The following is a 26,156-nucleotide window of genomic DNA, read 5'->3' on the forward strand; positions in this document are numbered from 1 at the left end:
GGCCGGCATGTTCAGGAAACTGCCGGCCGGCCCGTCGCGACTAGATCTGGAAGCCCGCAATCAGTTGGGCGTTCATAAAGTAGCCGCCGCAGTGAACACTGTCATAGATGTTGGTGTTTTGCAGCAGAAGTCCGTCCCCGGAGTATTTTGATTGGGCGGTCGCGTGACCTGTCTTGTCATAAGTCGTGGACCAATACGAGCCGTCATTGTTGTACGAAAATTTCGTGAAACCGGTCAGACCCAGTGAGTTATAGCGGTCAGCTTCGATCTGACGGCCCAGGCCGTCGAAGAAATCGTGCTCGGTCAAAGTTCGCCCCGTGTACTGGTAATAGTCATGGATGATGTTGTTGGAACCAAATACCCCAATCAATTCCTGCGTGCTATTGAAGGCATGGGCTGTATAGCTGCCGTCCAGATTGAAGTCGAACTGTTTGGTCGTTTTTCCGTCGCTGCCGAAATAGATGTCCTGCGTTTTATATCCGCTGGCGTTGAAGGCTGCGTACTCCGTCATTTGACCATTGGTGCCGAACAGCGCGGCGATTTGTGAACCGTCACTGTTAAAGACGTGCGACGTATAACTGCCGTCAAGCTTGAAGTCCAGTTGCTTGGTTGACTTGCCGTCCGTGCCGAAATAGATGTCCTGCGTTTTGGCGCCGTTGACGTTGAACGTCGCATACTCGGTTACCTTGCTTTGAGCATCGACGAGTGTGGCTGTCTGCGTACCATCTGACTTGAAGTCATATTTTGTGTAGCTGTGGTCCAGATTGAAGGTGTACCGCTGCGTTTCCTTGCCGTTCGTGTAGAAGCTGTCGAGCGTTTTGAAGCCGCTGGCGTTGAACTTCGCATATTCGGCCAACTGGCCATTGGTCCCGTACAGGCTCGCGGTCTGCGAACCGTCTGCGCTGAAGTCGTACTTCGTATAGCTGTTGTCCAGATTGAACTTGTACTGCTGCGTCTCCCTGCCGTTCGTGTAGAAGCTATCGAGTGTTTTGAAGCCGCTGGCGTTGAACTTCGCATATTCGGTCAACTGGCCATTGGTCCCGTACAGGCTCGCGGTCTGCGAACCGTCCGCACCGAAGTCGTACTTCGTATAGCTGTTGTCCAGATTGAACTTGTACTGCTGCGTCTCCCTGCCATTCGTGTAGAAGCTGTCGAGCGTCTTGAAGCCGCTGGCGTTGAACTTGGCATACTCGGTCAACTGGCCGTTCGTTCCATACAGGCTGGCGGTCTGCGAACCGTCCGTGCTGAAGTCGTACTTCACGTAGCTGTTGTCCAGATTGAAGATATACCGCTGCGTTTCCTTGCCGCTCGAGTAGAAGCTGTCGAGCGTCTTGAAACCGCTGGCGTTGAACTTCGCATATTCGGTTAACTGACCGCTGGCCCCATACAGGCTGGCGGTCTGTGAGCCGTCAGCACTGAAGTCGTACTTCGTATAGCTGTGATCGAGATTGAAGTTGTACTGCTGCGTCGCCTTGCCGTTCAATCCATAAAAGGTGTCTTGAAGCTTGAATCCGGAATAGTCGAATTTCGCCTGCTCCGTTATCTGACCGTTGCTCCCGAACAGCGTTGACGTTACGAACCCATTGAGCGATACGTCGCCGCCAACCATCAGCCATGTACCGTTCGTTAGTGGAATGGCTTTGCTCTCAATCGAGCACACCTGCTGTCCATTGACCGTGGTGGTTTTGTAAGTGATTGTCGGGCTCTGTATTTTGGTCCAGTCCACGGTATTCGGGTCCATGCCGCAGTGGCTGACAATCCACCAGTCCGACCAATATTCGTAGTACGTAATATTCTGGGCAATAGAAGGATGAAGATTGGCATAGTACTGCCCCGCCAGACTGACCGTTGCAGAACCGGGATTCGCGAGCATCTGGGCGGCAGCGGAACCAAACAGCGCGTTTTTCACGTCGATACCCATCGATAGCGCGAGTTGGTTCAATTGCTGCGTGAGCGTGCTATTTGAGTCGTCGGAATGCATGTGCCCGGCTGTGCCGCCCGTCAGGCCCAACTGAATTGCGACGATATACTCCGAGAGCAATGCGACGCCTTCGTTCGTCAGGCCATTGGCAATCGCCTGGTCCGGATTTGTTGCTAGCTTGCCTCCTGTGCCGCCTTGCAAAAGGGCGTGTCCGAGTTCGTGTGCCAGTGTGGTGGCAAACGCGTTTGAAGGTTCACTCCAGGAAGAATCGAAGCTGATTACTCCCTTGGAAGGATTGGTGAAGACCCCGCTCCCTGCGGGGCCGCGTTTGAATGACCAGTAAGAGTCGTTACCGAAGGCGTTCAGCTCACCAGCGAGAAAAGATGAACGAGCTGCGGCTGCAACGACTGCATTATATTCAGCCGAATTAAAACCGAATGCATCGATCAGTTTGTCCAAAACGTCTTTTTCGAGAATTGTCATTTCGCTTTCCATTTTTTAGTTTTTCTTGACACCGATTAGAACGCTGGAAAGTCGACCAGTCGGGTCAAAGCCGATCGTCAGCGTTTTTTCAGCGTAATCGGCCAACTGCTTGTATTGCCACGTCTCGTTACCGTGGGGAGCTGTCGCGGGAGGCGGGCCGCCGTGGGGAGATGGCTGCGGCGGGAGTCGAGTAAATGTCTCCGCAAACACCCTTTGCGATTCGTCAAAATCCGGACCGCCCTCATGCATGAGAAAATTCATTCCTGCCGTGACACGTCCGGTGTGGTGAACCGCCTTTCCGCCCACCAATTGCGCAGTTGGCGTAAGTTCAACGCGTCCCGGTATAGCCACCCATGGGAATATTGACAAAAAATGACTCGATGAAATGGAGATCCGACCATCCCCATTCTGTTCGACAGTCCTGGTTACATGCGCGCTTTCCAAACTGAACACATTTTTCAGGTTGGCTTCGGAATAAAAGTCGTCGTTCAGCAAAAGATCGTGATCAAAAATGAACTTGAGATTCCTGACGAACTCAACAGGAGTTTTGGGTCGCGATATCATCTGGCTCACCTCTTCCGATGTATTGGACGGAACAGACTGCGTGGTCGACGGGCTCGCCGCCTCGACATACTTCAGGCCGCTCGCCGTTGACGCGGGGACTTCCGGCGGAGCCGCCGGTTGTGCGTAACTCAGATTGCTTGCCACTGCGACGGTTGTCACCGCAACGGTTGCTACAGGGTTCATCTGTCATGCTCCATAAAGAGCTGTATTGAACAGCGGGATTTCCATCGTCGACGCTCATCCTTGATCGTGCGGGAACTCATATCTGCACGCATCTGATGCGGCGCTCACTCAGGGAATTTCACGAAATCATTGAGGCGGCCGCCAGTTAAAATTGGGCGGCCTACCGTAACCTGGCCGCGTAATTGCGGCCTGAGCACGGCGAGCGTTGTTCACGTTCTCGACAGTTTGCTGCTGGCTTTTCTGCAGCGCCGACTGCCGTCTGCTTTCGCTGTCGGCAGCGTCCATGCAACGGATCGCTTCAATCCGTTGCTGCGAAGTCTGGTCGGCCGAATTGAGCGGCATACCTTGTGCGTCACGCACCTGACATCCGAACTCCACGCGCGGCATTTCTTGTGCATGGCTTAACTGAATAACAACAAGTCCCGATAGCGAGACATGAGCGAAGACGAAATCCCTGAATAGCCTGTTCTTCATAACTGGTCGAATTCCTCACAAAAAGGTTATACGTGACTCACTTCATCGATCGCGATGCCGCTTCAATCCCGCATTGACTTTCGAATGCCGTCCAGGACCGGCTCCAGCAGATAATCGAGCGCCGAGCGAGCATGCTTTCGGATATACACCTCGGTCCGTAATCCCGGCCCCAGGGCGATGGGCTTTCTGGCGAGCCGGTTCGCCCTGTCCAAGGCCTGCGCCGACACCTCGACCCGCACCACATAGAAATGGGCGCGGTTTTCCTTATCGGTCAATGCGTCCGCGGAAACGTAGATCACCTTACCGTCAAGCATCGGCGTGGTACGCGAGTTGTAGGCCGTCAAGCGCACATCGGCACGACTTCCGGGCGCAATTGCACGCACGTCATCCGGCCGGATATTCGCCTCTACGATGAGCGGCGCGCCTTCAGGTACGACATCGACAATCGGTTCACGCGGCCCGATCACTGCGCCAATCGTATGCACCTTCAGGCCGACGATCAGCCCGGCAACCGGCGCGGTGATACGGGTTCGCGCAGAAACGTCGTGCGCGGGACGAAGCCGCTCCGCGATCTGGACCGCGCGCGTGGTCGCTTCCTTGAGTTCATCGTCGGCCGCCTTCACATAGTCGTTGCGCACGCTGGCCGTTTTCAATTCAAGATCGATCTGTCGCTGTCTCGCTCGGCTCAGCTCGGCCTCTCCAGACTGAACGCGCGACAGTGCGTCGCCTTCGGCGCGCTGTAAATCGAGCACCTTTGTTTCGGCCACGAAGCCCTCCTTTTGTAACGCTTCGTTAGTCCGCCGCTGTTGTGCCGCCATCGCGTAACTACGGTTCATCGTCCTGATCATTTGCGCGCTGATCGAGATTTCCTGTTGCGTGTGGGCGAGTTCAGTGCGTAGCATGGCGCTCTGGTCAACGAACGCGCGGCGACGTGCCGTGAAGAGCGCGGACTCGCGCGCAAGCAATTCGGCGATGCGAGGATCGGCTCGCCGGCCTGCGAGGATGGCCGGAAACGTCAGCGTACCCTTCAGTTCGCGCTCGGCCGAGAGTCGTGCGATTTTCGCCTGCTCGGCGTCGAACTGGGCTTGCAGTGCAGACAGTTCTGCGGCAGGACTCACGTTGTCCAGTTCGATCAGCACCTGACCGGCCTTTACCCGGTCGCCGTCGCGGATCAATATGGCCTTCACGATGCCGCCTTCCTGATGTTGCAGCGTCTTGCGTTCGCCTTCCGAGCGCACCACGCCTTCGGCCACCACCGCGCCTGAAAGCGGTGCAAGCGCCGCCCAGCCTGCTATCAAACCCAGTCCGACGGCTGTCGCCATGCAGCTAAATGCGATTAGCCTTCGCGGCAGAGGCAGCACATTTCCCGTCGACCGGGCCGACTCGGTCAAGGCACGTCCTACGGCGTTGCGCGTGCCACGCAACCAGTTTGACCGGCTCATCGGTTGCTCCCAATCAGGATTTCCGCGGTCTGCGGTCGGGCGGCCTGGAGCGATGACTCGCGGGCATGAAGCTCCCCGACGTCAATGAACGGCGTCCCGCCCACACCATCCAATTGCGAGTCCGCAACTGCCGATCCAGAGTCCAATTGAGGATGCCAAAACTTCTCAATCTGCCCGTCTTTCAGGCATAGCATCCGATCAGCCAGTTCGATCAGCGACGGCCGATGAGTGACGGCTATGACGGTCACGCCATCGGCTTTCAGCTGGCGAAGCACCCGGCAGAGTGCCGCTTCGCCGTCCGTGTCGAGACTGGCATTCGGTTCGTCCAGCAGCACGACTGCGGGTTCGCCGTACAGTGCACGCGCAAGGGCAATGCGCTGGCGCTGGCCGCCAGACAGAGATTCGCCGGCCTCTCCCATCGGCGTCTCGTAGCCTTGAGGCAAAGCCAGAATCATTGCGTGAACCTCAGCGCGTTGCGCCGCGCGGATGATGGCAGCCGAATCAAGCGGCAACGGCTTCGCACTCCGGGCGATACATTCGGCGACGGTGCCCGCCAGTAGCTCGATATCCTGCGGCACATAACCGAGATACTGCCCGAGGGACTGTCTGGGCCATTGCGTTAAATCAGCACCGTCGAGACGCACCGTGCCCGCCTGTGGGCGCCACAGCCCCGCGATAATCCGCAGCAGCGTCGACTTTCCAGACGCACTCGGGCCCGTGACGATTAGCGTCTGCCCGGCAGCCAACGTGAAATCGACGCCGCGAAGCAGAAACTTGCCCGTTCCCCGCATGTGCGCCGGTGCACTGAAAGTAACCTGTTCAACACCGATATCGCCTTTTGGCCGGGGCAGCGCAACCTGTTCGACATCGGCCGGCATGGTTAGCAACGCGTTCAGGCGCGGCCACGCCTCACGTAACTCCCCCGCCTGCTTCCAGTTGCCGATCAACTGCCCGATCGGCGCGAGCGCCTTGCCGAGCAGGATCGTCGTGGCCAGCATCACGCCTGGCGTCGCATGGCCGTTGATCACCAGTCCGGCGCCAGCGGCCATCATGATCACCTGAATCGCCTGGCGCAATCCCTTGCTGATGTCGCGGTAAAGTGCGCTGTTGTCGGACACGTCCCGTTGAGCCGCGAGATATTCGCGCTTGCGCAAGTCCCAGGCATCCACCATGTTGCTGCTCATGCCGAGCACGGTCATGACGTCGGCGTTGCGGATGATCTGTTGATAGAACGCATCGCCTTCCCGCTGCCGCACGAGATATGACTGAATCGATTTTCGGGTGAGCCGGTCGTTGAATAGCGCGACGCAGAACAGCACGAGCGCGCTTATCCCGGCGATCAGTGCAAGGGTCCAGTGAAAGAGCCCGATGATCACCAGATAGACGAGTAGCCAGGGCATGTCGAAGAAAGCGATCACACCGGACCCCGCAAGGAACGCACGCAGCGTATTGATATCGCCCTGGCCTGCGAATGCGCGGGACGGAAGGCAGTGCGCTTGCGCCGAAATCTGCGCCTGTAGAGCCAGCCGATCGAGCCGGTTGCCGATCTGCATGGCCAGGTCGGACAATATCCGGCTACGCGCAACGTCGACCACGAGATTCATCCCGAGTGCGACCACCATAAACGCTATCAGCATCAGCAATGTTTCGATGCTCTGACTGGGCAGTACGCGGTCATAGACCTGGAGCAGGTATAGGGTCGGCGTCAGTGCGAGCACATTGGAGGCGACGCTGAATGCTGCCGCGATAAGCAGGTGACGCTTCATGAGTGGGTACATCAACGGACCGCCTGTGCGTCGGAATGGGGTTGCGCAGCAGGCGCGCTTTCTACGAGTTGTGCGTCGAGAGCGGCCAGATCGGCCTCGCTGAGGTCGGCGATGCTCGCCTTCAGCTTCAGGCCTTGCAGCGCTGTTTCCGCCCGGATGCGAACCAGTTCCCGTTGAGCCCGGTACAGTTTGTCTTCCGCGTCGAGCACATCCGCATTGACCCGGACGCCGACACGGTAGCCAGTCTGGTTCGAGCGCAATGCGACGGCCGCGGATTGCACCGCGGTGGCAAGCGCGCGCGTCTGCGCAAGCCCTCTCGTGACCCCCAGATACGCGTCGCGAGCCGAGAGCCCGGCACTGCGTTGAGCATCATCCAGATCGTGGCCAGCCTTGTCTTCGAGCGCGTGCGCTTCGCGAATCCGGCTCCGTGTCATGAAGCCGTCGGTGAGGGGGATTGAAATCTGGAGGCCGATTGCCCCTGCCGTGCCACGATTTCCGCCTGTATAGAAATTCGCTTGACCGTTGATGAACGCCGCGTTGCCGTTATTGACGTTGCCGACCAGCGCGACGCTTGGGTAGTCGCCCCCGCGTGCTTTACTGACTTCGCGGCCGGCAATTTCCGCCGCAATCATTTTCCTGCGCACGTCATGATTCGATGTCATTGCCGCGCCCACCCATGCCTCGACATCAGGCGGATCGATGGGACGAAGGCGGAAATCGTCATGCCATCCATTGACTCTGCCGACTGGCTGGCCGACGATCTTTTGCAGCGCTGCATAGCTCGCGTCAAGCCGGGTTCGCGCACCAATCTCGTCGGCCTGCGCGGCATCGAAGCCGGCTTTGGCTTCGTTCGTGTCCACGATGGTCGCGTCCCCAAGTGCAAAGCGGCGCTGCGCTAATGCCAGTTGCGCTGCGACGGCTTTGACGTGGTTAGTGGCAAGCGCCAACGCCTCCTGAGCATCCAGCGCATCAAAATAGGCCTGCGAAACACGCAGCAGAAGATCCTGTCTCGCCTGCGCTAACGCCTGGTCGGCATCCATCGCAAACAGTTGGCCCTGCTGGTATGTTTCCCAGGCGGCCCAATTGAAGAGCGGCTGGTTGAGCGAAAGGGTGAAGCCGACTGTCGAGTAACCGGGAACCGCGTACCCTGGAATATTGACACCGTTGCGGTAAATCGACTGCTGCACGCCGACTTGCGGCAAAAGTCCCGCCCGTCCCTGCGGGGCCTTTTCGATAGCGGCCCGCCATGCAGCCTCCGCACTCTGGAACTCCGCGTCGGCCCCGAGCGCGTGGTTCGCAAGTGCGCTCAGACTGGAGGCATGTGCAGCGGTCGCGGCCGCAATCAGCAAAACACAGGCGATTCTCTTCATTGCATCGCGCACGACGTGCCTGTCAAGCAGTGCCTTACATGCGGACTGTCTCCATACGTTTCACATTTTTCGACCACGCCTCTCCCTCGCCACATGCCTTCTACCCCTATCAGCGCTTTGCGTTGCGTTGCGATGCATCGCAGAGCGTTTATATTCGCTCTGCTTAGTACCATCCACGCGAACGCACAGGTTATTGGAAATAGGGTCGGAGTTTTATCGGATTACTCTGAAGAATTACATTCGGACACTTCAATATGTATGCCTAAGTTTTTTGGATATACCTCGAAGCGATGCAGCGAGGCCTATCCGCAGCTAACGAAAACAGATTCACGCATACTGGCAACAAGCTCGGCTTTCGCGAAAAGTGCGAGGCGCCGTTGGCGTTTGCGCCACCGCCTAGTCTTCGCGCGGCAACACCAGCACCGCATCGAGCCCTCGCCCCTCCCGGTTCTCCAGCGTCAGCGTGCCGCCATGCGCGGCCGCGACGCTGCGCGAGATGGTCAACCCGAGCCCTGTGCCCTCTTTCGACGCAAGCCTGACATACGGCTCGAACACACGCTCGCGCTGCGTCGCATCGGCGATACCGGGCCCGCGATCGCTAATCACGATGCGCACGCTGCGCCCCATATCGGTGACGAGCACGTCCGCGCATTCGCCATAGCGGATCGCATTGTCGAGCAGATTCTGCAGGCAGCGTTTCAGATTGCGTGGATAGCCGGGCACCGGCCGCCCCGCGCAGCCCGTCACGCTCACGGCGCGACCCGTTTCGCGCAGGTCCTGCGCAAGACCTTCGAGCATCGAGTCGATATCGATCGCGTGGCGCGTCTCGGTGATCTCGATGCCTTGCACCGCATCGAGCGTCGACGTGACCATCGCCTCCATCTCGTCGAGATCGCCGCGCAGCCGGTCGCGCCAGTCAGGATCAGGCAGCATCTCCGTGCGCAGCCGCAGGCGCGTCAGCGGCGAGCGCAAGTCGTGCGATACGGCAGTCAGAAAACGCGTGCGTTGCGCGATGCTGTCGGCTAACTGCTGCTGCATCGCGTTGAACGACTGCGCGGCGCTCCTCACCTCCGACGGCCCCGTAACCGGTAAAGGCGGTCGGTGAATATTGCGGCCCAGCGCGTCAGCCGCCTTCGCCAGCTGACGCAGCGGCTGCACCGCGAAGCGCACCGCAATGAACGCGAGCACGCAAACGGCGGTAAAGCGGATCAAATAGAGGCGCACGAGATAGTCGAGCGCGAGCGAATGCGGCTCGGTCAGGGCGTCGGCCTGACCTTCGTTTGCGCGCACATCGAGCCAGCCGTCCCAGCCGCTGCCGTGCAGCTTCAACTGGACGTGGAAATCGCCAGTCGGCATCGACGAATCGAACAAGCTCAGGATGCCGCCGCGCTTGCCCGAGTCGTCGTGCACGTCGGCTTCGAGCAGGCGCATATCGGGCGTCGCGCCGAGACGCCGCGCGAGCACGCCGCGCATCAGGTCGCCGGTCACGCGTTGCACGATCGGTACGCGGTCGGATCCAGTGAGCTTCGCTACAGCGGCACCGGGCTCGCCGGCCGCGAGCCACTCGATCCGATACTTCGGATCGCCAAGCTGTTGCGCAAGCGCGCGGCGCGCCGCATCGTCCGGCGCAAGCGCGATGAGCCGCACCGTATCGGCAAGGCGGCTCGCGAACAGCCGCGCCGGCACTTCGAGTGCGCGGCTTTCGTGCGTGTCGAACCAGATCGTGCTCGTCAGCAGTTGCCCCGCGAACATGCCGATCGCGAGAATCGTCACGAGGCGGCCGAATAGCGAATCGGGCCACAGACGCGGCAAAAAGCGCATTCGCCGCAAGCGCGCTCCCCAACCGAACCTCGCCGCCGAACGGTCCACGCGCGTCTCACGCGTCGTACACGACGTCGGCCACGAGCATATAACCCTCGTTGCGCACCGTGCGAATCAGTCCGGCGCGCCGCGCCGCATCCTTCAGATGATGGCGCAGACGGCTGATGCAGACGTCGATCGACCGGTCGAGCGGCGTGTGCTCCTTGCCGAACACATGATCGAGCAGGAATTCGCGCGACAGCGGCCGGTTCGGATGATCGAGCAGCGTGCGCAACGTTCGGTAATCCGAGCCGCCGAGCGACACGACGATGCCGTCGGGCGACAGCATCTGCTTCATTCGCGTATCGAGCCGCCAGCCGGCAAAGCCGACGAACGCACTCGCGTCGGCAGCGTGCCGCGAAGGCGCCATGCCGCGTGCGCGGCGCAGCACGACCTTGATCTTCGCGACGAGTTCGCGCGGATCGAACGGCTTCGGCAGGTAGTCGTCGGCACCCATCTCGAGGCCGAGAATGCGGTCCAGCAAGGCGCCGCGCGCGCTCAGGATGATGATCGGCACGTCGCGATCGCGGCGCAGTTCGCGCGTGAGATCGAGCCCGTCCTCGCCGTCGAGCATCAGATCGAGCACCACCAGATCGACGCGCGCAGCGCGCAGCACCTCTTTCATTTGCGCACCGCCGCTCGCAATGCTCGTCTCGTAGCCCATGCCGCGCAGGTAGTCGTGCAGCAGTTGCCGGATATTCGGATCGTCGTCGACGACGAGTATGTGGTCCATCTAAGCCCGAGCCTTTCGTTCCTTTCATTCCAATGGCGCGCCTGGTCATCGCAAGCAAGCCAACACATTCCATTACAAAACTGCGCCGCGACAACACATCGCCATTACATCGGAACGCTACAGTTGCCACCTCAAATGGCAATCATTCTCATTAACTCAAACTATATCACGGCGGTTTCCGGACACACATGAAGCGCACACTCATCGTCGCGACGTGCACCGCGGCCTTTACGTGTCACGCCCACGCGCAATCGGCGGTCACGCTGTACGGCCTGATCGACGCCGGCATTTTCTATACGAATAACGTCAAGGGCCACAGCGCATGGCAGGAATCGAGCGGCGACGTGACGGGCAGCCATTGGGGATTGCTCGGGCGCGAAGATCTCGGTGGCAGCACGAAGGCCATATTCGAAATCGAAAACGGCTTCAGCGTGACGAACGGCACGCTGCGCCAGGGCGGCCGTCTGTTCGGCTATCAGGCTTATGCGGGGCTGTCGAACGCGCGCCTCGGTACCGTAACGCTTGGCCGCCAGTACGATTCGGTCGTCGACTATCTGGCCGCGCTCAGCTTTACCGGCACGCATCCGGGCGGCAATAACCTGTCCGCGCATCCGTACGACAACGACAATCTAAACAATTCGTTTCGCGTGAACAACGCGATCAAGTACGCAAGCGTGAACTACGCAGGCCTCAGATTCGGCGCGCTATACGGATTCTCGAACGACCCCGGTTTCGACGATAACCGGCTTTACAGCTTCGGCGCGTCGTACGACGCGGGGCCGCTCACATTCGGCGCCGGATACTTGCAGGCGAACAACGGCGGCGGCGGCAACACGAACGGCGCGCTGACGCTGACCGATCGCACGTTCATCGCAGCACTGCAGCGCACTTATGGTGCCGGCGTCGCCTATGCGTTCGGACCGGCCCGCGTGGGTTTCGTATGGACGCGCACGCAACTGGGCGGGCTCGATACGATCAACGGCCCGAATAGCCTCGGCCTTGCGCAGAACGGCCAGGGCGCGAGCTTCACGAACTACGAAGTCAACGCGAGCTACCTGGTGATGCCGACGTTCAGCGTAAGCGGCGAGTACACCTTCACCGACGGCGCGCTCTCGACGACCAGCGGGTCGCATCGTCCAAAGTGGCACGAGGTGTCGGTGCAGGCCGACTATCTTTTTTCGAAACGCACGGATGTTTATCTGCAGACGAGTTACCAGCATATCGATAGCGACGGCTCCGGCCTGAGCGCCGATATCGCCAGCCAGACGCCTTCATCGAACGATCAGCAGCTCGTGGTTGCCGTGGGGCTGCGGCACCGGTTCTAGCCCTGCGTGCCGGCCTGGGTTGCCCCGCGTTCGGCGCGCCTCGCGAGCCTCATTTTCTGCTCATTCTGCGGCAATACGATACGTCTCATGGAAGCGTTTTACCTCTCACTCAATGGAGACGATCATGTTTGCATACCTGATGGAAAAGATTGGCAGCTGGTTCGTACGCAATGAACAACGCGAACTGAACCGCCATCTGGAAGGCGCGGCCGACCTCGCCGAAGTCGAGCGCCGTCTGCGCGACTACAACTCGCGCGCGTACACGAACCTGTAAAGAGCGAACCGCCCGGCGGCAATGCGCCGCTCCCGGGCCCGCCTCGCTCGACCTCGTCGCCGGTGAAGACCAGCGATTCACGTCGGAGGCTGTCATGACCTGCATCTTCATGCTGATGGATCTGCTTGCGCCCCGCTATCCGGAATTCGACATGCCGCTCGATAGCGACTACTCATACGAAGCCCGGCACGCCGACTACGAACGCCGTCATGCGTTTGGCATCAATCACGCGTGGCATCGGAACTGACCGCCACGCGCATCGCAATGAGCGCGATGCGCGCGATGCGCGTGGCAAGCGTGGCGGCACGGTGGACGTGCCGCCCGCACGCGTTCGGCATTTCGCTTAGTTCTTCAGATCGTCGGGCACCTTGCCGCCGTTTTCGGCGAGCTTCGTCATCACCTGCTTGTGCAGCCAGACGTTCATCGACGCCGAATCGTTCGTATCGCCGGTGTAGTGCAGTTCTCCAGCGAGCTCCTTGCGCGCGTTAAGACTGCTGTCCAGATTGAGCAGCTTCATCAGATCGACAATCGACGTACGCCAGTTCAGCGTTTCCGAGCGTTGCGAAGCGAGTCCGCTCAGCACCGCTTCGACATCGACGGGCTGCGCAGCGGCGGCCGGCGCTGCCGCCGACGCGTCGCTCGCAGCGGGCGCGGCTTGAGCAGGCGCTGGAGCGCTTGCAGTATCAGCGGTGCTTTGCGTAGCAGGATGACCGGTGGGGAAGATCTTGCTGAGGATCGTGCCGAAAATACTCATGTCTTTTCTCCGCTAAATAGAGGGGGTTGCCGAAACACCCTTCGTGCGAGGGCGCTGCCTGCGCGAGCAGCGAGTGCGAAGCGACGCGCATCGCCTCGCGTACGATCAGGCGGGCGCCGAATCTAGCATAGTCAAAGAATCGGCCGTATCGAAAACACGCCGCACACAACTCACCACGCGCCGACGACTCGCGCGCGAATCCGGCCGGCGTCTCACGCCATTCGACCGTCTCGCGAGCCTTGTGCCGCTTTGCCGTATACAATGCGGCAGCTTTTTAATCCGCTTGGCATTTCATTCGACTCCGCTTATGCCCAATCCGACCCGGGCCTTCCTGCTCGGCCCGCTTCTGAAAGGTGTTTCGCGCTCGTTCTATCTGACCCTGCGCGTGCTGCCGCCCGGTATGCGCGACCCGATCGGTCTCGCCTATCTGTTAGCGCGTGCGGCCGATACGATTGCGGACACGTCGATCGTGCCGCCGGCCGAACGTCTCTCGCTGCTGCTGTCGCTGCGCGCCGCAGTGAACGGCGCGTCGGACGAACGCGCGCAGATGCGGCGCGTAGCCGTGCAGGTCGCCGCGCAACAAACGCAATCGGACGAACGCGTGCTGCTCGAATCGCTCGAGCCGGCGCTTGCGATCCTGCCGCAATTGAGCGATGACGACCGCAATGCGGTTCGCGAAATCGTCACGACGCTCACGCAAGGGATGGAATTCGACCTGCGCACCTTCCCCGACGAACAGTCGGGCGATATCGTCGCGCTGCGCGAGTGGGACGCGCTCGACCGCTACACGTATATGGTGGCCGGCTGCGTCGGTGAATTCTGGACGAAGATGACGTACGCGCATCTGCCCGGCACGCTAAGCGAAACATCCGATGTGATGATCGAGCGCGGCGTACGCTTCGGTAAAGCGCTGCAAATGACGAACGTGCTTCGCGATTGCAGCAAGGATCTGCGCATTGGCCGCTGCTATCTGCCGTCAACGCTGCTCGAGCGCTTCGGCCTCGCGCCCCGCGATCTGCTCGAGCCCGACGCGTCGTTGCGCGCGCAACCGCTGATGCACGAACTGGTGGGCAAGGCGCTCGAGAACTACCGCGCGGCGATCGACTACACGCTCGCGATCCCCGCGCGCGCGGTCCGCTTGCGGCTTGCCTGCGTATGGCCGATCCTGATCGGCCTCGAGACGCTCGAGTTGCTCGTGGCGAACCCGCTCTGGCTCGAACCGGGGCGCGCATCGAAGATCAGACGCGGCGACGTGTACCGGATTCTCGCACTATCGATTCCGGCGGTGATGTCCGATACGCTGCTGCGCGGCTGGATGCAGCGGCTCATTGCACGCGTCGATGCGCAACGGCGGATTGAGGCCGATGGGTAGAAAAGCGATGCCGGCCCGCAATCCAGCGGCGGGCCGGCATCGATATGGCCTGGACCGTTCATTCTCCTGAACAACCGTCCGCAAACTCACGCCGCCTCTTCCTCCCGCGAGTCACCGCTTAACTCGCGCAAGCGCTTGTCCGACTCCGGCAACGTCCCTTTCGCCCGATGCACGTCGTGCGTGACGAACCCGACGTCGCGGCTCGGCACGTCGAACCAGTCGCGATGCGCGAACGAATCGCGAATGTCTTCGAGCCCGCTGTCCCAGTGCTCGTTCATCGTGTCGATGCTGAACTCGTAGTCCTTGTAGTGCCCTTCGTACGACTTGTTCCTGTAGATCAGGTGCACGACGTTGATCGCACTGCCGTCGGCGAGCCTCTGCGCATGCCTGAACAGCGGATCGGCCTTGATCACCGAACCCGGCACGTGCTTGAGCAATTCCTTGATGAAGCACGCGTTGCGCTGGCGTTCGGCGAGCATATTGGTGACCGCGCGCGTACGGCTCGAGTACTGAATGTCTTTCGCGCGCTCCGTTACGTCGAGAAAATCGCCAGGCAGATTGCCTTGCGCGCTCCACAAATCGACCTGAAAAACGAGCGTATCTTTCTGATCCGCATCGCGCAGCACTTCGGTCAGCGGCGTGTTCGACACGAGGCCGCCGTCCCAGTAGAACTCCCCGTCGATTTCGACTGCGGGAAAGCCGGGCGGCAACGCGCCTGACGCCATGAAATGCTCGGGCGTCAAACGCATCTTGCGATTGACGAAGCTCGTCAGGTTGCCGGTGCGCACATTGACCGCGCCGACCGACACGCAAATGCCGCCGTCGTTGATACGGTCGAAATCGGCAAAGGCAAGCAGCGTCTCTTTCAATGCGGCCGTGTTGTAGTAGCTGACCTCGCTCGGGCTCACTTTCGAGAAACCCGCGAGCGGCAACGGAAAGCGCGGTGCGAAAAAGCCCGGCTGCCCTTCGGTCAGCGCGCGCCCCGCCGCGATCATGCTCGCCCAACGACGCGCGAGTTCGTGCTGGTCCAGCCCCGGCAGAGCCCACGCGCTGAGGTTGCCGAGCCACCCGCGCTGATGGCAGATCGCGTTCCAGAAGCCACGCAATGCTTCGACGCGCTTTTCCGGCGGATTGCCCGCGATAATCGCCGTGTTCAGCGCACCGATCGATACGCCCGCAATGCGATGCGGCTCGACGCCCGCTTCGGCGAGCCCTTCGTAGACGCCCGCCTGATACGAACCAAGCGCGCCGCCGCCCTGCAGCACCAGCGCAATCTCGTCATAGCGCGGCAACATGAACGACTCCGCCTGCCGCGCCGGCTTGTTGGTCTTGCTGCTCATGCGTGCGCCTCCGTTACTGCATGTACCAGCCGTGGCTGACGACGATCGATTGCCCCGTCAGCGCCGCCGACTCGAAACCCGCGAGGAACGCAACCGTATTCGCGACGTCGTCGATGGTCGTGAATTCGCCGTCGACCGTATCGCCGAGCATCACGTTCCTGATCACCTCCTGTTCGGAAATGCCGAGTTCTTTCGCCTGCTCGGGAATCTGCTTGTCGACGAGCGGCGTGCGCACGAAACCAGGGCACACGACATTCGCGCGCACGCCGCGCGGACCGCCCTCCTTCGCGACCACGCGTGCCAGGCCGAGCAGGCCGTGCTTCGCGGTAACGTACGCGGACTTCAGCTTCGATGCCTCGTGCGAGTGCACCGAGCCCATGTAGATGATCGAGCCGCCGCGGCCGCTGTCGTACATGTGGCGAATGGCCGCCTTCGTCGTGAGAAACGCGCCGTCGAGGTGCACGGCGAGCATCTTCTTCCAGTCGGCAAATGCGTAGTTTTCGATCGGGTTCACGATCTGGATGCCCGCATTCGACACGAGCACGTCGACGCTGCCGAATTTTTCAACCGCTGCGTCGATGCCGCGGCTCACGGCGTCTTCGTCGATCACGTTCATTTCGACCGCGAATGCCCTGCCGCCGCTCTCGTCGATACTCGTTGCCACCTGTTGCGCATTTTTCAGCGAAAGGTCGGCGATCACGACTTTCGCGCCCTGCGCAGCGAGCTTGCGCGCGCATTGCTCGCCGATACCGCTTGCCGCACCGGTGACGACGGCGACCTTGTTGTTCAACGTCATATCAGGAATCCTTAGCCAATAATTGGGAAATACGATGCGAAACGAGCCGGAACGCGTTCGACCGATTATTCGTTCGCGGCGGGCTTCAGCGTATCGACGGCCGCGAGATAGTCGAACGCCACTTCGCCGATGTCGAGCGTGAGGTCGGCGATGAAATGCCGCGCGCCGATCACGCGGCGCACCGGCAGGTCCGCGACCGGCGCGAGTGCGTGCGGATGCAACTCGAGCGCGGCCGGGCCGCTCCATGCACCGAGCACCGTCACGTCGCGCAGGAAGAAGCGCACGAGTTCGCAGACGCGAGCGGTGCCGTCCACATGCGGAATGACCTTCAGCACATAGTTCGGTGTTTCGGCGAGTTTGCGGCGCTCGGTCTCGATGTCGCAGAAGTTGTGCTTGTAGCCCATCGTGCCCGTCGCGATGCGCTGAGTGCCGTAATCGACGGTGCCGAGCAGCGTGTCGTTGCCGTCCACCGAAATACGCGGACGCGCGAGCTTCTTCGGAAAGCCCCAGATTTCGCGGCCGCCCGCGATCGGGCTCTCGTCGTCGAGATACATCGCGTGCGTGTAGTTGCCGATTCTGCCTTGCGGATCGCGCACCGCGATGACCTGGCCGCTTTCGGTGTAATCGCCGAAACCCGACGAATCGGGCATGCGAATGAACTCGTAATGAACCAGGCCGTCGTCCGGACGCAGCGGCTCGGGTACAGCCGCGCGCAGCGCTTCAGGGTCGGTTTCATATGAAATGACGAAGTACTCGCGATTCCGGTAGCGATACGGCGGGCGCGGATACGATGGGTTATGAACCGGCATCGCAAAGGCGGCTTTGCGAATCGAATCGATGTCCATGAAGTCCTCTCCTTTTGGGTCAGGCGTGCGTGGGCACATCTGGAATCGTAAAGGAACGTGCGGCGTTTCTGCTCCCGGTTTGCAAAAAAATACATTGATGCTTTTGCAACATTGGCGGCTCGAATTCGCACTCCAATGTAAGGACGATGTGTTAACGACATATGTCCGCACCGCGCGTGCGAGCACCTTGGACCGCACTCTTGCCCGAAACGGATTAGCCGGGTAGTGCCCAGGGGGATAGGCGCGATGCTTTCGCAACGCATTCATCGCGGAACGCCAACATCATAGTGTCATGATCGATGTTCGATACTGACGAGTCGCGCACCGAGCAGACGCGCGAGCGAGATGCCGCCCTCGCGCATCACGAAGTCGTGGTTCCATTGAAAGAAAGGCCTCGCAAGCGGCGCGAACACGTTCATCCAGCCGCGCTTCGTATGCACGCGCCATTCGTAGCGCACGACGGTAACGCCGCCGGGATCGTGCGAAAAGCGCCAGCAGCCTGTGCCCTCCAGATCGCCGCTCGCGATGCCTTCGAGCGCGACAAGCGGCTCGATACGCGTGACGCGCATGTCGAACACGACGCGATAAGGCAGCCGCCCCTTCCACGTGTAGCGCTGCAGCGCGCCCACGCCGTCGCTCGACCCGGCTTCGAGCGCCGCCACCCGTTCGACGTTTTTCCACCACTCGGGCCAGCGCGCCGAATCGTGAATAGCCGTCCACACTGCAGGGAGCGGTGCTTCGAGACGCCAGACTGTCGATAGCCGGTACTCGCCCGATTGCATGCCGTCCTCACGTTTCTGTTTATCGATGACGTTCGTCGATCATTGCACCCGCCACCAGCGCGGCAGCAGGCGCCGCACGTCGGCACGCCGATAGCGGTCGTCGATCAGATGCACGACGCCGACGTCATGCTCGGTGCGAATCACGCGGCCCGCCGCCTGCACGACTTTCTGCAAGCCCGGATAGAGGTACACGTAGTCGTAGCCGTTGCCGAATTGCGCATGCATCGTACGGCGCATCTGCTCGTTGACGTCGTTGATCTGCGGCAAACCGAGCGTTGCAATGAATGCGCCGATCAACTGCTCGCCGGCAAGATCGATGCCTTCCGCGAACGCGCCGCCGAGCACCGCGAAGCCGATGCCGCACGTCGAGGTGCGAAAGCGCGCGACGAATGCGTCGCGCGCCGCTTCGTCCATGCCGGGCTCCTGTGTCCATATCGGCACGTGCGGATGTTGCGCGCGCAACGATGCGGCAACGCGCTGCAGATAGTCGAAGCTGCTCAGAAAGCCGAGGTAATTGCCGGGCCGAGCCTCATACTGGCGCGCAATCAGTTCGACGATCGGCGCGATCGAATCTTCGCGATCGCGCCAGCGCGTCGATACGTGAGACGCGACGTGCACGGCCAGTTGCTCGGCCCTGAACGGGCCCTCGACGTCGAGCCAGCCGGTGTTCCCGGCAAGCCCCAGCATGTCGCGGTAATAGTGCTGCGGGCCGAGCGTGCCGGAGAACATGACGGTGGTGCGCGCAGCCGCGTGACGCGAGGCGAGAAACGGCGCAGGAATGACATTGCGCACACAAAGCGATGTTGCGGGTTTGCTGCGTGATTCTTCCGCACGCAACGGCGTCGAGAGCGTCACATCGCATAGCGAATGGTCGCCGAACGCTTCCGCGAGCGACATGAAATGCAGCGCGTCGAAGTAGAAGCGCAGCAACGTCTCATCTGCGCCGAATGGCGCTTCGGATAGCTGATCGGTAATCGCCGCGATCAGATTTTGCACGGCCGATTGCATGCGCGCCGGAATGCCGGGCAGGACTTCGTAGCGCGCCGTGCGTTCGCGCGTCAATGCGTTCCACTCGCGGTTCAGCCGGTCGAACGGCTTGCGCAACGCGGCCGGCGCGGCGCGGCGCGCGGCCTTGAACGCGTGCTGATCGAGCGTCGCGGTGTACATGCGGCGCGCGCGATCCGGCAGGTTGTGCGCCTCGTCGACGAGCACGGCAACGCGCCACTGGTTCAGCTGCGTCAGCGCATGGAGCAGCGCGCTGCTGTCGTAGTAATAGTTGTAGTCGCCGATCACGACATCGCACCAGCGCGCGAGTTCCTGCGCGAGATAGTACGGGCAGACGTCGTGCGCGAGCGCAGCGGTGCGCACCGCGTCGCGCGACAGGCGCGTCGAGCGCAATGCGGTCTCGCGTGCGGCCGCGACGCGATCGTAAAAGCCGCGTGCGAGCGGGCACGATTCGCCGTCGCAGGAATTGCCGGGGTGCTCGCAGGCTTTGTCGCGTGCGACGAGTTCGAGCACGCGCAGCGGGAAGGAGCGCATTGGCGCGTTGCCGGCTTCGCTGCTGCCTGCAGAGGACGCGATCTCCGCGCAATCGGAAGCATCGTTGCCGACGCCACTTTCAGCGCGGTTTGCGCACGCTCGCTCCAACGCATCGAGCGCATCGAACGCGAGCGCACGGCCCGGCGTTTTCGCGGTCAGAAAGAAAATGCGGTCGATATGATCTTCCGCGCACGCCTTCAGCAACGGGAAAATCGTGCCGAGCGTCTTGCCGATGCCGGTCGGCGCCTGCGCGAGCAGCGCGCGGCCGTCGCGCGCTGCCCGGTAAACGGCCACCGACAGCTCGCGCTGGCCGCTGCGAAATGCGCCATACGGAAATCCGAGTTCGCCTAGAAACGCATTGCGCGCGATGCGGTGCGATGCCTCGCGTTCGGCCCACGCGACAAAGCGTTCGCATTGCTCCTCGAAGAACATGCGTAAAGCGGCCGCCGTATGACGCCCGGTCAACAGCGTCTCTTTCTGGCTCACGATATCGAAGTAGACGAGCGCGACGTCGAGCTCCGCGAGCGCGCGCGCTTCGCACAGCAAATGCCCGTAGATCAGTGCCTGTGCCCAATGCAGCGCGCGATGGTTTTCGCGCATACGCTCGAGGTCGCCGCGGTATGTCTTGATCTCTTCGAGCCTGTTGCGCGCGGCGTCGTAACCATCGGCGCGGCCTCGCACCGTAAGGCCGCGATAGACGCCGCTCAATGTGACTTCGGTTTCGTAACCGCTGTCGCGCCGGCCGGCGACGACCGTGTGCCCCGCCATGCCTTCGGCTGCGCTTGGCGCCGGCGTGAAGCGCAAGTCGAGATCGCCGCGCTTTGCGGTGAACTCGCACAGTGTGCGCACGGCAACCACGTAGTTCATGCGATCGCCTCCGGTGCACGCGCCATATTGTCATCGGATTCGCCGTCGACACTGTCGGCCCATCGCACGTCGAGCACGCGCACCGGAATGCCGTGTTGCACGCAATACGCAAGCCAACGGACCTGATTGTCCTGCAGCCGGTCGCCGGGCCCTTTCACTTCGATCAGTTCGTAACGCCTCTCACGCGGCCAGAAGCGGATCAGATCGGGCAAGCCTGAGCGATTCGCGCGGACGTCGCGCAAAAGCCGCGCGCAAAACAGCTTCAGATGCGCGGCCGGCAAGCAGTCGAGTGCGAGATCGAGCAACTCGCGCGTCATCAGTCCCCAGAACACGAACGGCGATTGGCGCCCTGCCTTGCTTTCGAAATGGCGCAGTATCGTCTCGCGATAGCGGTTACCCGTTTCGTCGTCGAGTTGCGCAAGACATGCATCGAACATCGCGGCGCGCTTTGTGTAGAAGTCCGGCGCATGCAGATCGGCGGGACCGCGTTGAAACGGGTGAAAAAACGCCCCCGGCAGCGCCGCGAACACCGGCTCCCAGCACAGCAACCCGCACAGCGAACTGATCAGCGCGTTTTCGACGTAGTACACCGGCGCATCCTGCTCGCGAAGATGATCGAGCACGACGTATTCGACCGAGGCCGCCTCGATGGGCCGCGCGAGTGTCAGCATGCTGCGCGGAACCGCATGTGCGTCAGCGGACACCGCGGCGCGCCTGTCACGCGAAGCTTGCGGCGCTGACCGAACCGATCGCGCCGACACGCCCGTCTGCCGCTGCAACCGCGGCAACATGCGCGCCACCCGCTGACTTTCTTCTTCGCTCTCCGGTAAGCTCGCGGCCTGCAACGCGAGCGTCAGCGCCTCCTGCACCCGGCCGGCCAGTTCGAGCGCGCGTATGCGCCGATGACGCGCGCCGGGCCATGCGCAACGCGCGTAAATAGCCGTTGCCGTATCCCATCGGCGATGACGTTCGGCGCAGTATCCGATGCGATAGAAAAGTTTTTCGCGCCGCATTGCAAGCCATGCGTTCTCGGTCGAGATCTCGTCGACTGCGCTCAGCAGTGCATCGAACAGCGTTTCGGTCGTTGGATCGTTGCCTGTCGCCGCGAGCGTTTCGAGTTCGCCAAGCGTGTCGCTGCACGCGTGCAATGCGAGATAGATATCGATATCGCCGCGCTTCTGAAATGCTCGCGACGACGCTGCAAATGCAACGGGCTCGTATTGATAGACGCCAAGATCGGCAAGCACGAACTCGGACCAGTCCTGCTGCAGATTGCCGAAAAACATCAGCCGCAAGCGTTCGCACAGCGGCGCGACACTGACCCGCAACACCTGCTCGTCGGCTTGCGCATGCCATTCGCTGTACGGGCGCGCATCGGCATGACTATCGCGCAGCAGCGCGAGCCATTCCTGCTTGCGCGCGGATTTCGCCCCGGCCAGTTCCCCGCGAAAACACGCAAGCAATTCGACGCGCGTCGATAGATCGAACAGTTCGTCGAGCGTCAGCAGCGCATTGGCGTCGACCCATCCCGCCGCGACGAGCGGCCTCGCTGCCGCGAGCGGACAGCCGATCTCGCGATAGACAAGCCGGCCTGTGCGAAAGAGCGTGCCTTTGCGCATCACCATGCGCGTAAGCAACGCGCGCGACGCTTCAGGCAGACGCGCGAAATCATCGAGAAATGCGCGCTCGGCATCGTCGAGCAAATCGGCGTAGCGTTCGGCGAGCCATGCAAGCGCGCGTTCGAAATTGCGCAGGTAATAGAGCGGATCCGGGGTGTCGTTCGGCACGGCGCTGGCGGTCAAAAAGCGGGAGAGCCTCGAGCAAATGGGCGAATCAGACGAACTGTATATTTATACAGCCATCATGGCAATGCGCACGATTCACCCGACCCGCGCTGCACGGAAACGCCAATGCGCCAGACGGTCGCGCTTTTCGTGAAATCGAAATACGGAGATTGCAGACTGGCCCAATCGCGATGGGCGGCCCATCTCTTGCAACCGGATTCTTGTCGGGTCTGGCCAAGTCGCTTCGCGATGTCGTCACATTCGGACCGTCACACTGCTACTGTCGCACGCACGACCTGATGGCGCGTTCTACGGTAGCCGTAAATCCGACACACCTATCCAACTGTTGAGTATCGACCGCGCGTGGCCTCGCGTAGGGTTCAACGGATCCTCAACCTGCAGGAACCGATATGACGTTCACTCACTCCCTTCGTCGCGGACTGACCCGGTATCACTCACGCGCAAGCAATGTCGTCGCGAACGCTTCGCGCTTTGCGAATGCTCGATACTGCACATCGCGCGTACCCATGCTGGCGTTTCTCGCGCTCGTTCTGTGCACGCCGTGCGCGGCAATGGACGTCGTGGTGACCCCCGCGGCAACGAATGCCCGCGAAAGCGGCCAGACGCCCGCACCGAATCCAGTCACACTCACTTCGCCCAACCTGGGCCTGCGCGACGCACTTTCCGTGCTCAACAGGAACAAGGGGTTCGCGGGAAGCAACATCGACAGCCTGAATTTCGTGCTTGCAGCGGGTACTTATCGTCTCAGCGCGCCGCTCGTCGTGTCTCCCGATCCGACGTGGAGCAGCACACCGATCACGATCACAGGCCCGACCAGTGGCCGCGCCATCATCACCGGCGGCAAGCTGCTGTCCGGCTTCACACCCGTCACCGATGCCGCGTCGCTCGCACGGCTACCGTCTGCCGCACGAGGCAACGTAGTCGTTGCAAGTCTCAGCAACAACGGCATCACGGATCTCGGCACGGAACAACGGCACGGCTATAACATCCCGATCACACCGGCTCCGCTCGAGATTTTTTTTCGCGATGCGCCGATGACCGTGGCGCGCTGGCCCAACACCGGCTTCGCCAAGATCCAGTCGTTGCCCGACGGGCCGACGGGCCTTACGTTCACCGTCTCGGGCGGTCATCCCAGCGCATGGCAGCACGAACCGAACCTCGAAGCGATGGGCTACTGGGCGCGGGACTGGGCCGACACGACGCTTCCGGTGACGTCCGTGAATCCTTCGTCGGGCGTGCTCACGCTGCAAGCGCCCGCGCCTGAGTTCGGATTGCTCCAGGGTCAACGCGTGGTGATCGAAAACGCGCTCTCGGAACTCGATCAGCCAGGCGAGTATTACGTGGATAAGGCCACCGCGCGCGTGTTCCTCTGGCCACCGTTTCCGATGATGAGCGGCGATGTGCAGGCGTCCGTCGTCGATACGCTGCTCACCGTGAACAACGCGGTAAATCTTACGATCAGCAACCTTGTGTTCGATATCGCGCGAGGCGACGGCATCGATCTCAACGGCGGCGGCCACATCGTGGTGCAAAACACGACGCTGAGCAACATGGGAGGCCGCGGCGCGTTTTCGAACGCGGGCAGCAGCGGCTTCGACTCGATCAAGCTCGCGCACACGGGCGAGGGCGGCATTGTCATCGTTACCGGCAATCGCACGACGCTTGCGCCAGGCAATGCATTCGTCGACAACAGCGACCTGCATGACTTCGCGCGGCGTTCGCACGCGTACCGCCCCGCGGTCAATGTGGCCGGCGTCGGCAATCGCGTGAGCGGCAACACGATCTACTCGGGTCCGCATGCTGCGATCCTGTTCACCGGCAACAACCACGTGATCTCGGACAACGAGATCTACGACGTCGTCACCGAAACCGCCGACTCCGGCGCCATATATACGGGCCGCGACTGGACCACGCGTGGCACGGTGATCGAAGACAACTTTATCCACGACATCGGCACGACGACACTGCCCGACGCGACGGTCGGCGTTTATCTCGATGACGAGGCAAGCGGCACGATCATCCGGCGCAACGTATTCTCGCGTGTGAACCAGGCGGTGTTCATCGGCGGCGGGCGCGACAACGTCGTCGAAGACAACCTCTTTGCCAACTCGTCGCCGGCGCTCCATGTCGATTCGCGCGGACTGTCATGGCAAAACCCCGATGCCGTCAATCCGAACGGTATATTCCAGACCGAACTGCGCGCGGTGCCCTATGACCAGCCGCCGTACTCGACCCAATATCCGACGCTGCCCAACATTCTGCAGAACCACCTCGGCGCGCCGGTCGGAAACGTATTCGACCGTAACATCGTAATCAACGGAAGCCCAACCGACATCGACGCCGGCGCACAGCCGTTCTTCGTTCCCGGACAGGTGTTCGACGCGAGCAGTGTCGTGTTCACGAGTGCAATCGCTGACGCCGACCGCAAGACTTTCAGCGACTTCACGATTTCGCCGTCATCGCCTGCCATCGCCGCGGGTTTCACGCCTTCGTTGTTCGGTACAGCGGCGGCGGCGCCGCCCCCGCCCGTCGCCGCGAGTTCGACGAATCAACCGTAGGCATGAGCGAGCCGCGGCAACCGCGCGCGCATCGCTCGCTAGAACAGCGTGCGAATTCCGCCGCCGACCGTATAACCGGACGAGAAATGCGTAGCGTGATCGCCAAGCACCGCGGCATAGACAAGCGTGCGTCTTGACAGCGGATAGTCGTAGCCGACCGACCACGTGTTGCGGAATTCGTCGCGCTCGCCACCGCTCTTCGACATGCCGTCCGATATCAGCACCGTACCGGTGCCTGCCTGGATCGCTGCCCCGAGCTCGCCGAAATTGACGTGATAACCGCCGCCCGCAATCGCATTCGAGATGTACTGATATTGCCCATATAGCTTGACGATGCCGACGACGTAAGTCGCGCCCGCCTGCACCGCCGACTGCGTCGAAAGTCCGGGCACGCTCGACGCGAAATCGCCCGGCACGCTGTTGAACTTGATCTGCTGGTAGACGACGTTCGCGGTCAGCGAGGCGCCGCGATACTGCACCTGCCCCGCCCACTTGTTCTGCCCGGGCTCGCCGGCGGCATTGCCGAACGCATACTGCGCGTTCAGCTGCCAGCCGTCGTAGAACGTCGACGAATACGTCACGGCATTGCTCCACTCGCCGCCGCCGCCGCCGACGCCCTGCCCGTTGACCGCGACGTAGGTGTGGATCACGGCCGGCGAGAACACGAACGAATTGAAGAACGGGTTGTAGAAGATCGTCGAGTTCCAGTAGAGCGGTCCGATCTGACCGAACACGAGCTTGCCCCACGGCGCGCTGACGCCGACCCACGCATTGCGCGAAAAGAACCCGTCGCCGGCGAAGCGCCCGAACGTGCCGTTCTGCACCGAAAAATAGCTCTCCAGTTCGAACACCGCCTGGTAGCCGCCGCCGAGATCCTCCGCGCCCTTCATGCCCCAGAACGACGCGGTCGCGCCCCCATTGCCCAACATGAAGGCGGTCTTGCCGCCCAGGGCCTTTTTCGCGCCGACGAATGCGTCGACGTCGCCGTACAACGTCACGCTGGACTGAGCCGCAACGTGACCGCTCCAGCACAACACGGCGAGCGCCACCGCAGGGAACGCGCGCGGCAGTTTCCTGTTCATCTGATACCTCCGTAGCTTGTT

21 protein-coding genes are annotated in these 26,156 nt (G+C 61.5%); 5 read left to right on the forward strand and 16 right to left on the reverse strand.

The window, feature by feature from the left end; all coding sequences use genetic code 11:
• Positions 1–40 precede the first annotated feature (40 nt).
• The 8 genes from BTO02_RS31180 to BTO02_RS31215 all read right to left on the reverse strand — a co-directional run bounded on the left by BTO02_RS31180 (position 41) and on the right by BTO02_RS31215 (position 10,796).
• Positions 41–2,404 (reverse strand): hypothetical protein, encoded by a 2,364-nt coding sequence (locus tag BTO02_RS31180; protein ID WP_156884037.1) that lies wholly within the window; start codon positions 2,402–2,404, stop codon positions 41–43.
• 15 nt (positions 2,405–2,419) lie between these two features.
• The gene (locus tag BTO02_RS31185; RefSeq protein WP_075160841.1) at positions 2,420–3,151 is read right to left on the reverse strand and encodes a hypothetical protein; all 732 of its coding nucleotides are present in this window, start codon (positions 3,149–3,151) and stop codon (positions 2,420–2,422) included.
• 126 nt (positions 3,152–3,277) lie between these two features.
• Positions 3,278–3,625, reverse strand: a complete 348-nt coding sequence (locus BTO02_RS31190) for a hypothetical protein (protein WP_075160842.1) — start codon at positions 3,623–3,625, stop codon at positions 3,278–3,280.
• A gap of 62 nt (positions 3,626–3,687) precedes the next feature.
• Positions 3,688–4,947, reverse strand: coding sequence for an HlyD family type I secretion periplasmic adaptor subunit (locus tag BTO02_RS31195; protein WP_075160843.1), 1,260 nt, complete (start codon positions 4,945–4,947; stop codon positions 3,688–3,690).
• Positions 4,948–5,063: 116 nt separating this feature from the next.
• Positions 5,064–6,833: a type I secretion system permease/ATPase gene (locus BTO02_RS31200; RefSeq protein WP_232243598.1), complete on the reverse strand. Its 1,770-nt coding sequence runs from the start codon at positions 6,831–6,833 to the stop codon at positions 5,064–5,066.
• An 11-nt stretch (positions 6,834–6,844) separates the two neighbouring features.
• Positions 6,845–8,203 (reverse strand): TolC family outer membrane protein, encoded by a 1,359-nt coding sequence (locus BTO02_RS31205; RefSeq protein ID WP_075160845.1) that lies wholly within the window; start codon positions 8,201–8,203, stop codon positions 6,845–6,847.
• 396 nt (positions 8,204–8,599) lie between these two features.
• Complete coding sequence (locus BTO02_RS31210) at positions 8,600–10,024, reverse strand: ATP-binding protein (protein WP_075160846.1); 1,425 nt, start codon at positions 10,022–10,024, stop codon at positions 8,600–8,602.
• 55 nt (positions 10,025–10,079) lie between these two features.
• A complete protein-coding gene (locus BTO02_RS31215; RefSeq protein WP_075160847.1) occupies positions 10,080–10,796 on the reverse strand; it encodes a response regulator in 717 nt (238 codons plus the stop codon).
• A gap of 188 nt (positions 10,797–10,984) precedes the next feature.
• Between BTO02_RS31215 and BTO02_RS31220 the strand changes: the two genes are divergently transcribed.
• From BTO02_RS31220 to BTO02_RS34585, 3 genes are all read left to right on the forward strand, one after another.
• On the forward strand, positions 10,985–12,121 hold the full coding sequence (locus tag BTO02_RS31220) for a porin (protein ID WP_075160848.1): 1,137 nt from the start codon (positions 10,985–10,987) through the stop codon (positions 12,119–12,121).
• 124 nt (positions 12,122–12,245) lie between these two features.
• The gene (locus BTO02_RS34580; RefSeq protein ID WP_232243599.1) at positions 12,246–12,395 is read left to right on the forward strand and encodes a DUF3563 domain-containing protein; all 150 of its coding nucleotides are present in this window, start codon (positions 12,246–12,248) and stop codon (positions 12,393–12,395) included.
• A gap of 94 nt (positions 12,396–12,489) precedes the next feature.
• On the forward strand, positions 12,490–12,642 hold the full coding sequence (locus BTO02_RS34585) for a hypothetical protein (protein WP_156884039.1): 153 nt from the start codon (positions 12,490–12,492) through the stop codon (positions 12,640–12,642).
• A gap of 96 nt (positions 12,643–12,738) precedes the next feature.
• On the opposite strand, the gene BTO02_RS31225 is transcribed toward BTO02_RS34585, so the two are convergent.
• Positions 12,739–13,149 (reverse strand): DUF3597 domain-containing protein, encoded by a 411-nt coding sequence (locus BTO02_RS31225; RefSeq protein WP_075160849.1) that lies wholly within the window; start codon positions 13,147–13,149, stop codon positions 12,739–12,741.
• A 307-nt stretch (positions 13,150–13,456) separates the two neighbouring features.
• Here BTO02_RS31225 and BTO02_RS31230 point away from each other — a divergent pair, with 307 nt between their 5' ends.
• Positions 13,457–14,521, forward strand: a complete 1,065-nt coding sequence (locus BTO02_RS31230) for a phytoene/squalene synthase family protein (protein WP_075161567.1) — start codon at positions 13,457–13,459, stop codon at positions 14,519–14,521.
• An 86-nt stretch (positions 14,522–14,607) separates the two neighbouring features.
• Here the strand turns inward: BTO02_RS31230 and BTO02_RS31235 are convergent, their stop codons facing one another.
• From BTO02_RS31235 to BTO02_RS31260, 6 genes are all read right to left on the reverse strand, one after another.
• Positions 14,608–15,861: a DUF3734 domain-containing protein gene (locus BTO02_RS31235; RefSeq protein WP_075160850.1), complete on the reverse strand. Its 1,254-nt coding sequence runs from the start codon at positions 15,859–15,861 to the stop codon at positions 14,608–14,610.
• Between the two features lie 13 nt (positions 15,862–15,874).
• On the reverse strand, positions 15,875–16,657 hold the full coding sequence (locus BTO02_RS31240) for a 3-hydroxybutyrate dehydrogenase (RefSeq protein ID WP_075160851.1): 783 nt from the start codon (positions 16,655–16,657) through the stop codon (positions 15,875–15,877).
• Between the two features lie 65 nt (positions 16,658–16,722).
• Complete coding sequence (locus BTO02_RS31245; protein WP_075160852.1) at positions 16,723–17,502, reverse strand: acetoacetate decarboxylase; 780 nt, start codon at positions 17,500–17,502, stop codon at positions 16,723–16,725.
• Positions 17,503–17,792: 290 nt separating this feature from the next.
• Positions 17,793–18,284 carry an SRPBCC family protein gene (locus BTO02_RS31250; RefSeq protein WP_075160853.1) on the reverse strand — a complete coding sequence of 164 codons (492 nt, stop codon included), beginning with the start codon at positions 18,282–18,284 and terminating at the stop codon, positions 17,793–17,795.
• A 39-nt stretch (positions 18,285–18,323) separates the two neighbouring features.
• Positions 18,324–20,690 (reverse strand): helicase C-terminal domain-containing protein, encoded by a 2,367-nt coding sequence (locus BTO02_RS31255; protein ID WP_075160854.1) that lies wholly within the window; start codon positions 20,688–20,690, stop codon positions 18,324–18,326.
• Positions 20,687–22,477 (reverse strand): VRR-NUC domain-containing protein, encoded by a 1,791-nt coding sequence (locus BTO02_RS31260; RefSeq protein ID WP_075161568.1) that lies wholly within the window; start codon positions 22,475–22,477, stop codon positions 20,687–20,689. Before BTO02_RS31260 ends, BTO02_RS31255 begins: the two co-directional genes overlap by 4 nt.
• Before the next feature lie 524 nt (positions 22,478–23,001).
• Here BTO02_RS31260 and BTO02_RS31265 point away from each other — a divergent pair.
• Positions 23,002–25,053 carry a right-handed parallel beta-helix repeat-containing protein gene (locus BTO02_RS31265; protein WP_075160855.1) on the forward strand — a complete coding sequence of 684 codons (2,052 nt, stop codon included), beginning with the start codon at positions 23,002–23,004 and terminating at the stop codon, positions 25,051–25,053.
• 38 nt (positions 25,054–25,091) lie between these two features.
• Here the strand turns inward: BTO02_RS31265 and BTO02_RS31270 are convergent, their stop codons facing one another.
• On the reverse strand, positions 25,092–26,135 hold the full coding sequence (locus BTO02_RS31270) for a porin (protein ID WP_075160856.1): 1,044 nt from the start codon (positions 26,133–26,135) through the stop codon (positions 25,092–25,094).
• Positions 26,136–26,156: the final 21 nt, after the last annotated feature.

Source organism: Paraburkholderia sp. SOS3 (assembly GCF_001922345.1).
Classification (GTDB): domain Bacteria; phylum Pseudomonadota; class Gammaproteobacteria; order Burkholderiales; family Burkholderiaceae; genus Paraburkholderia.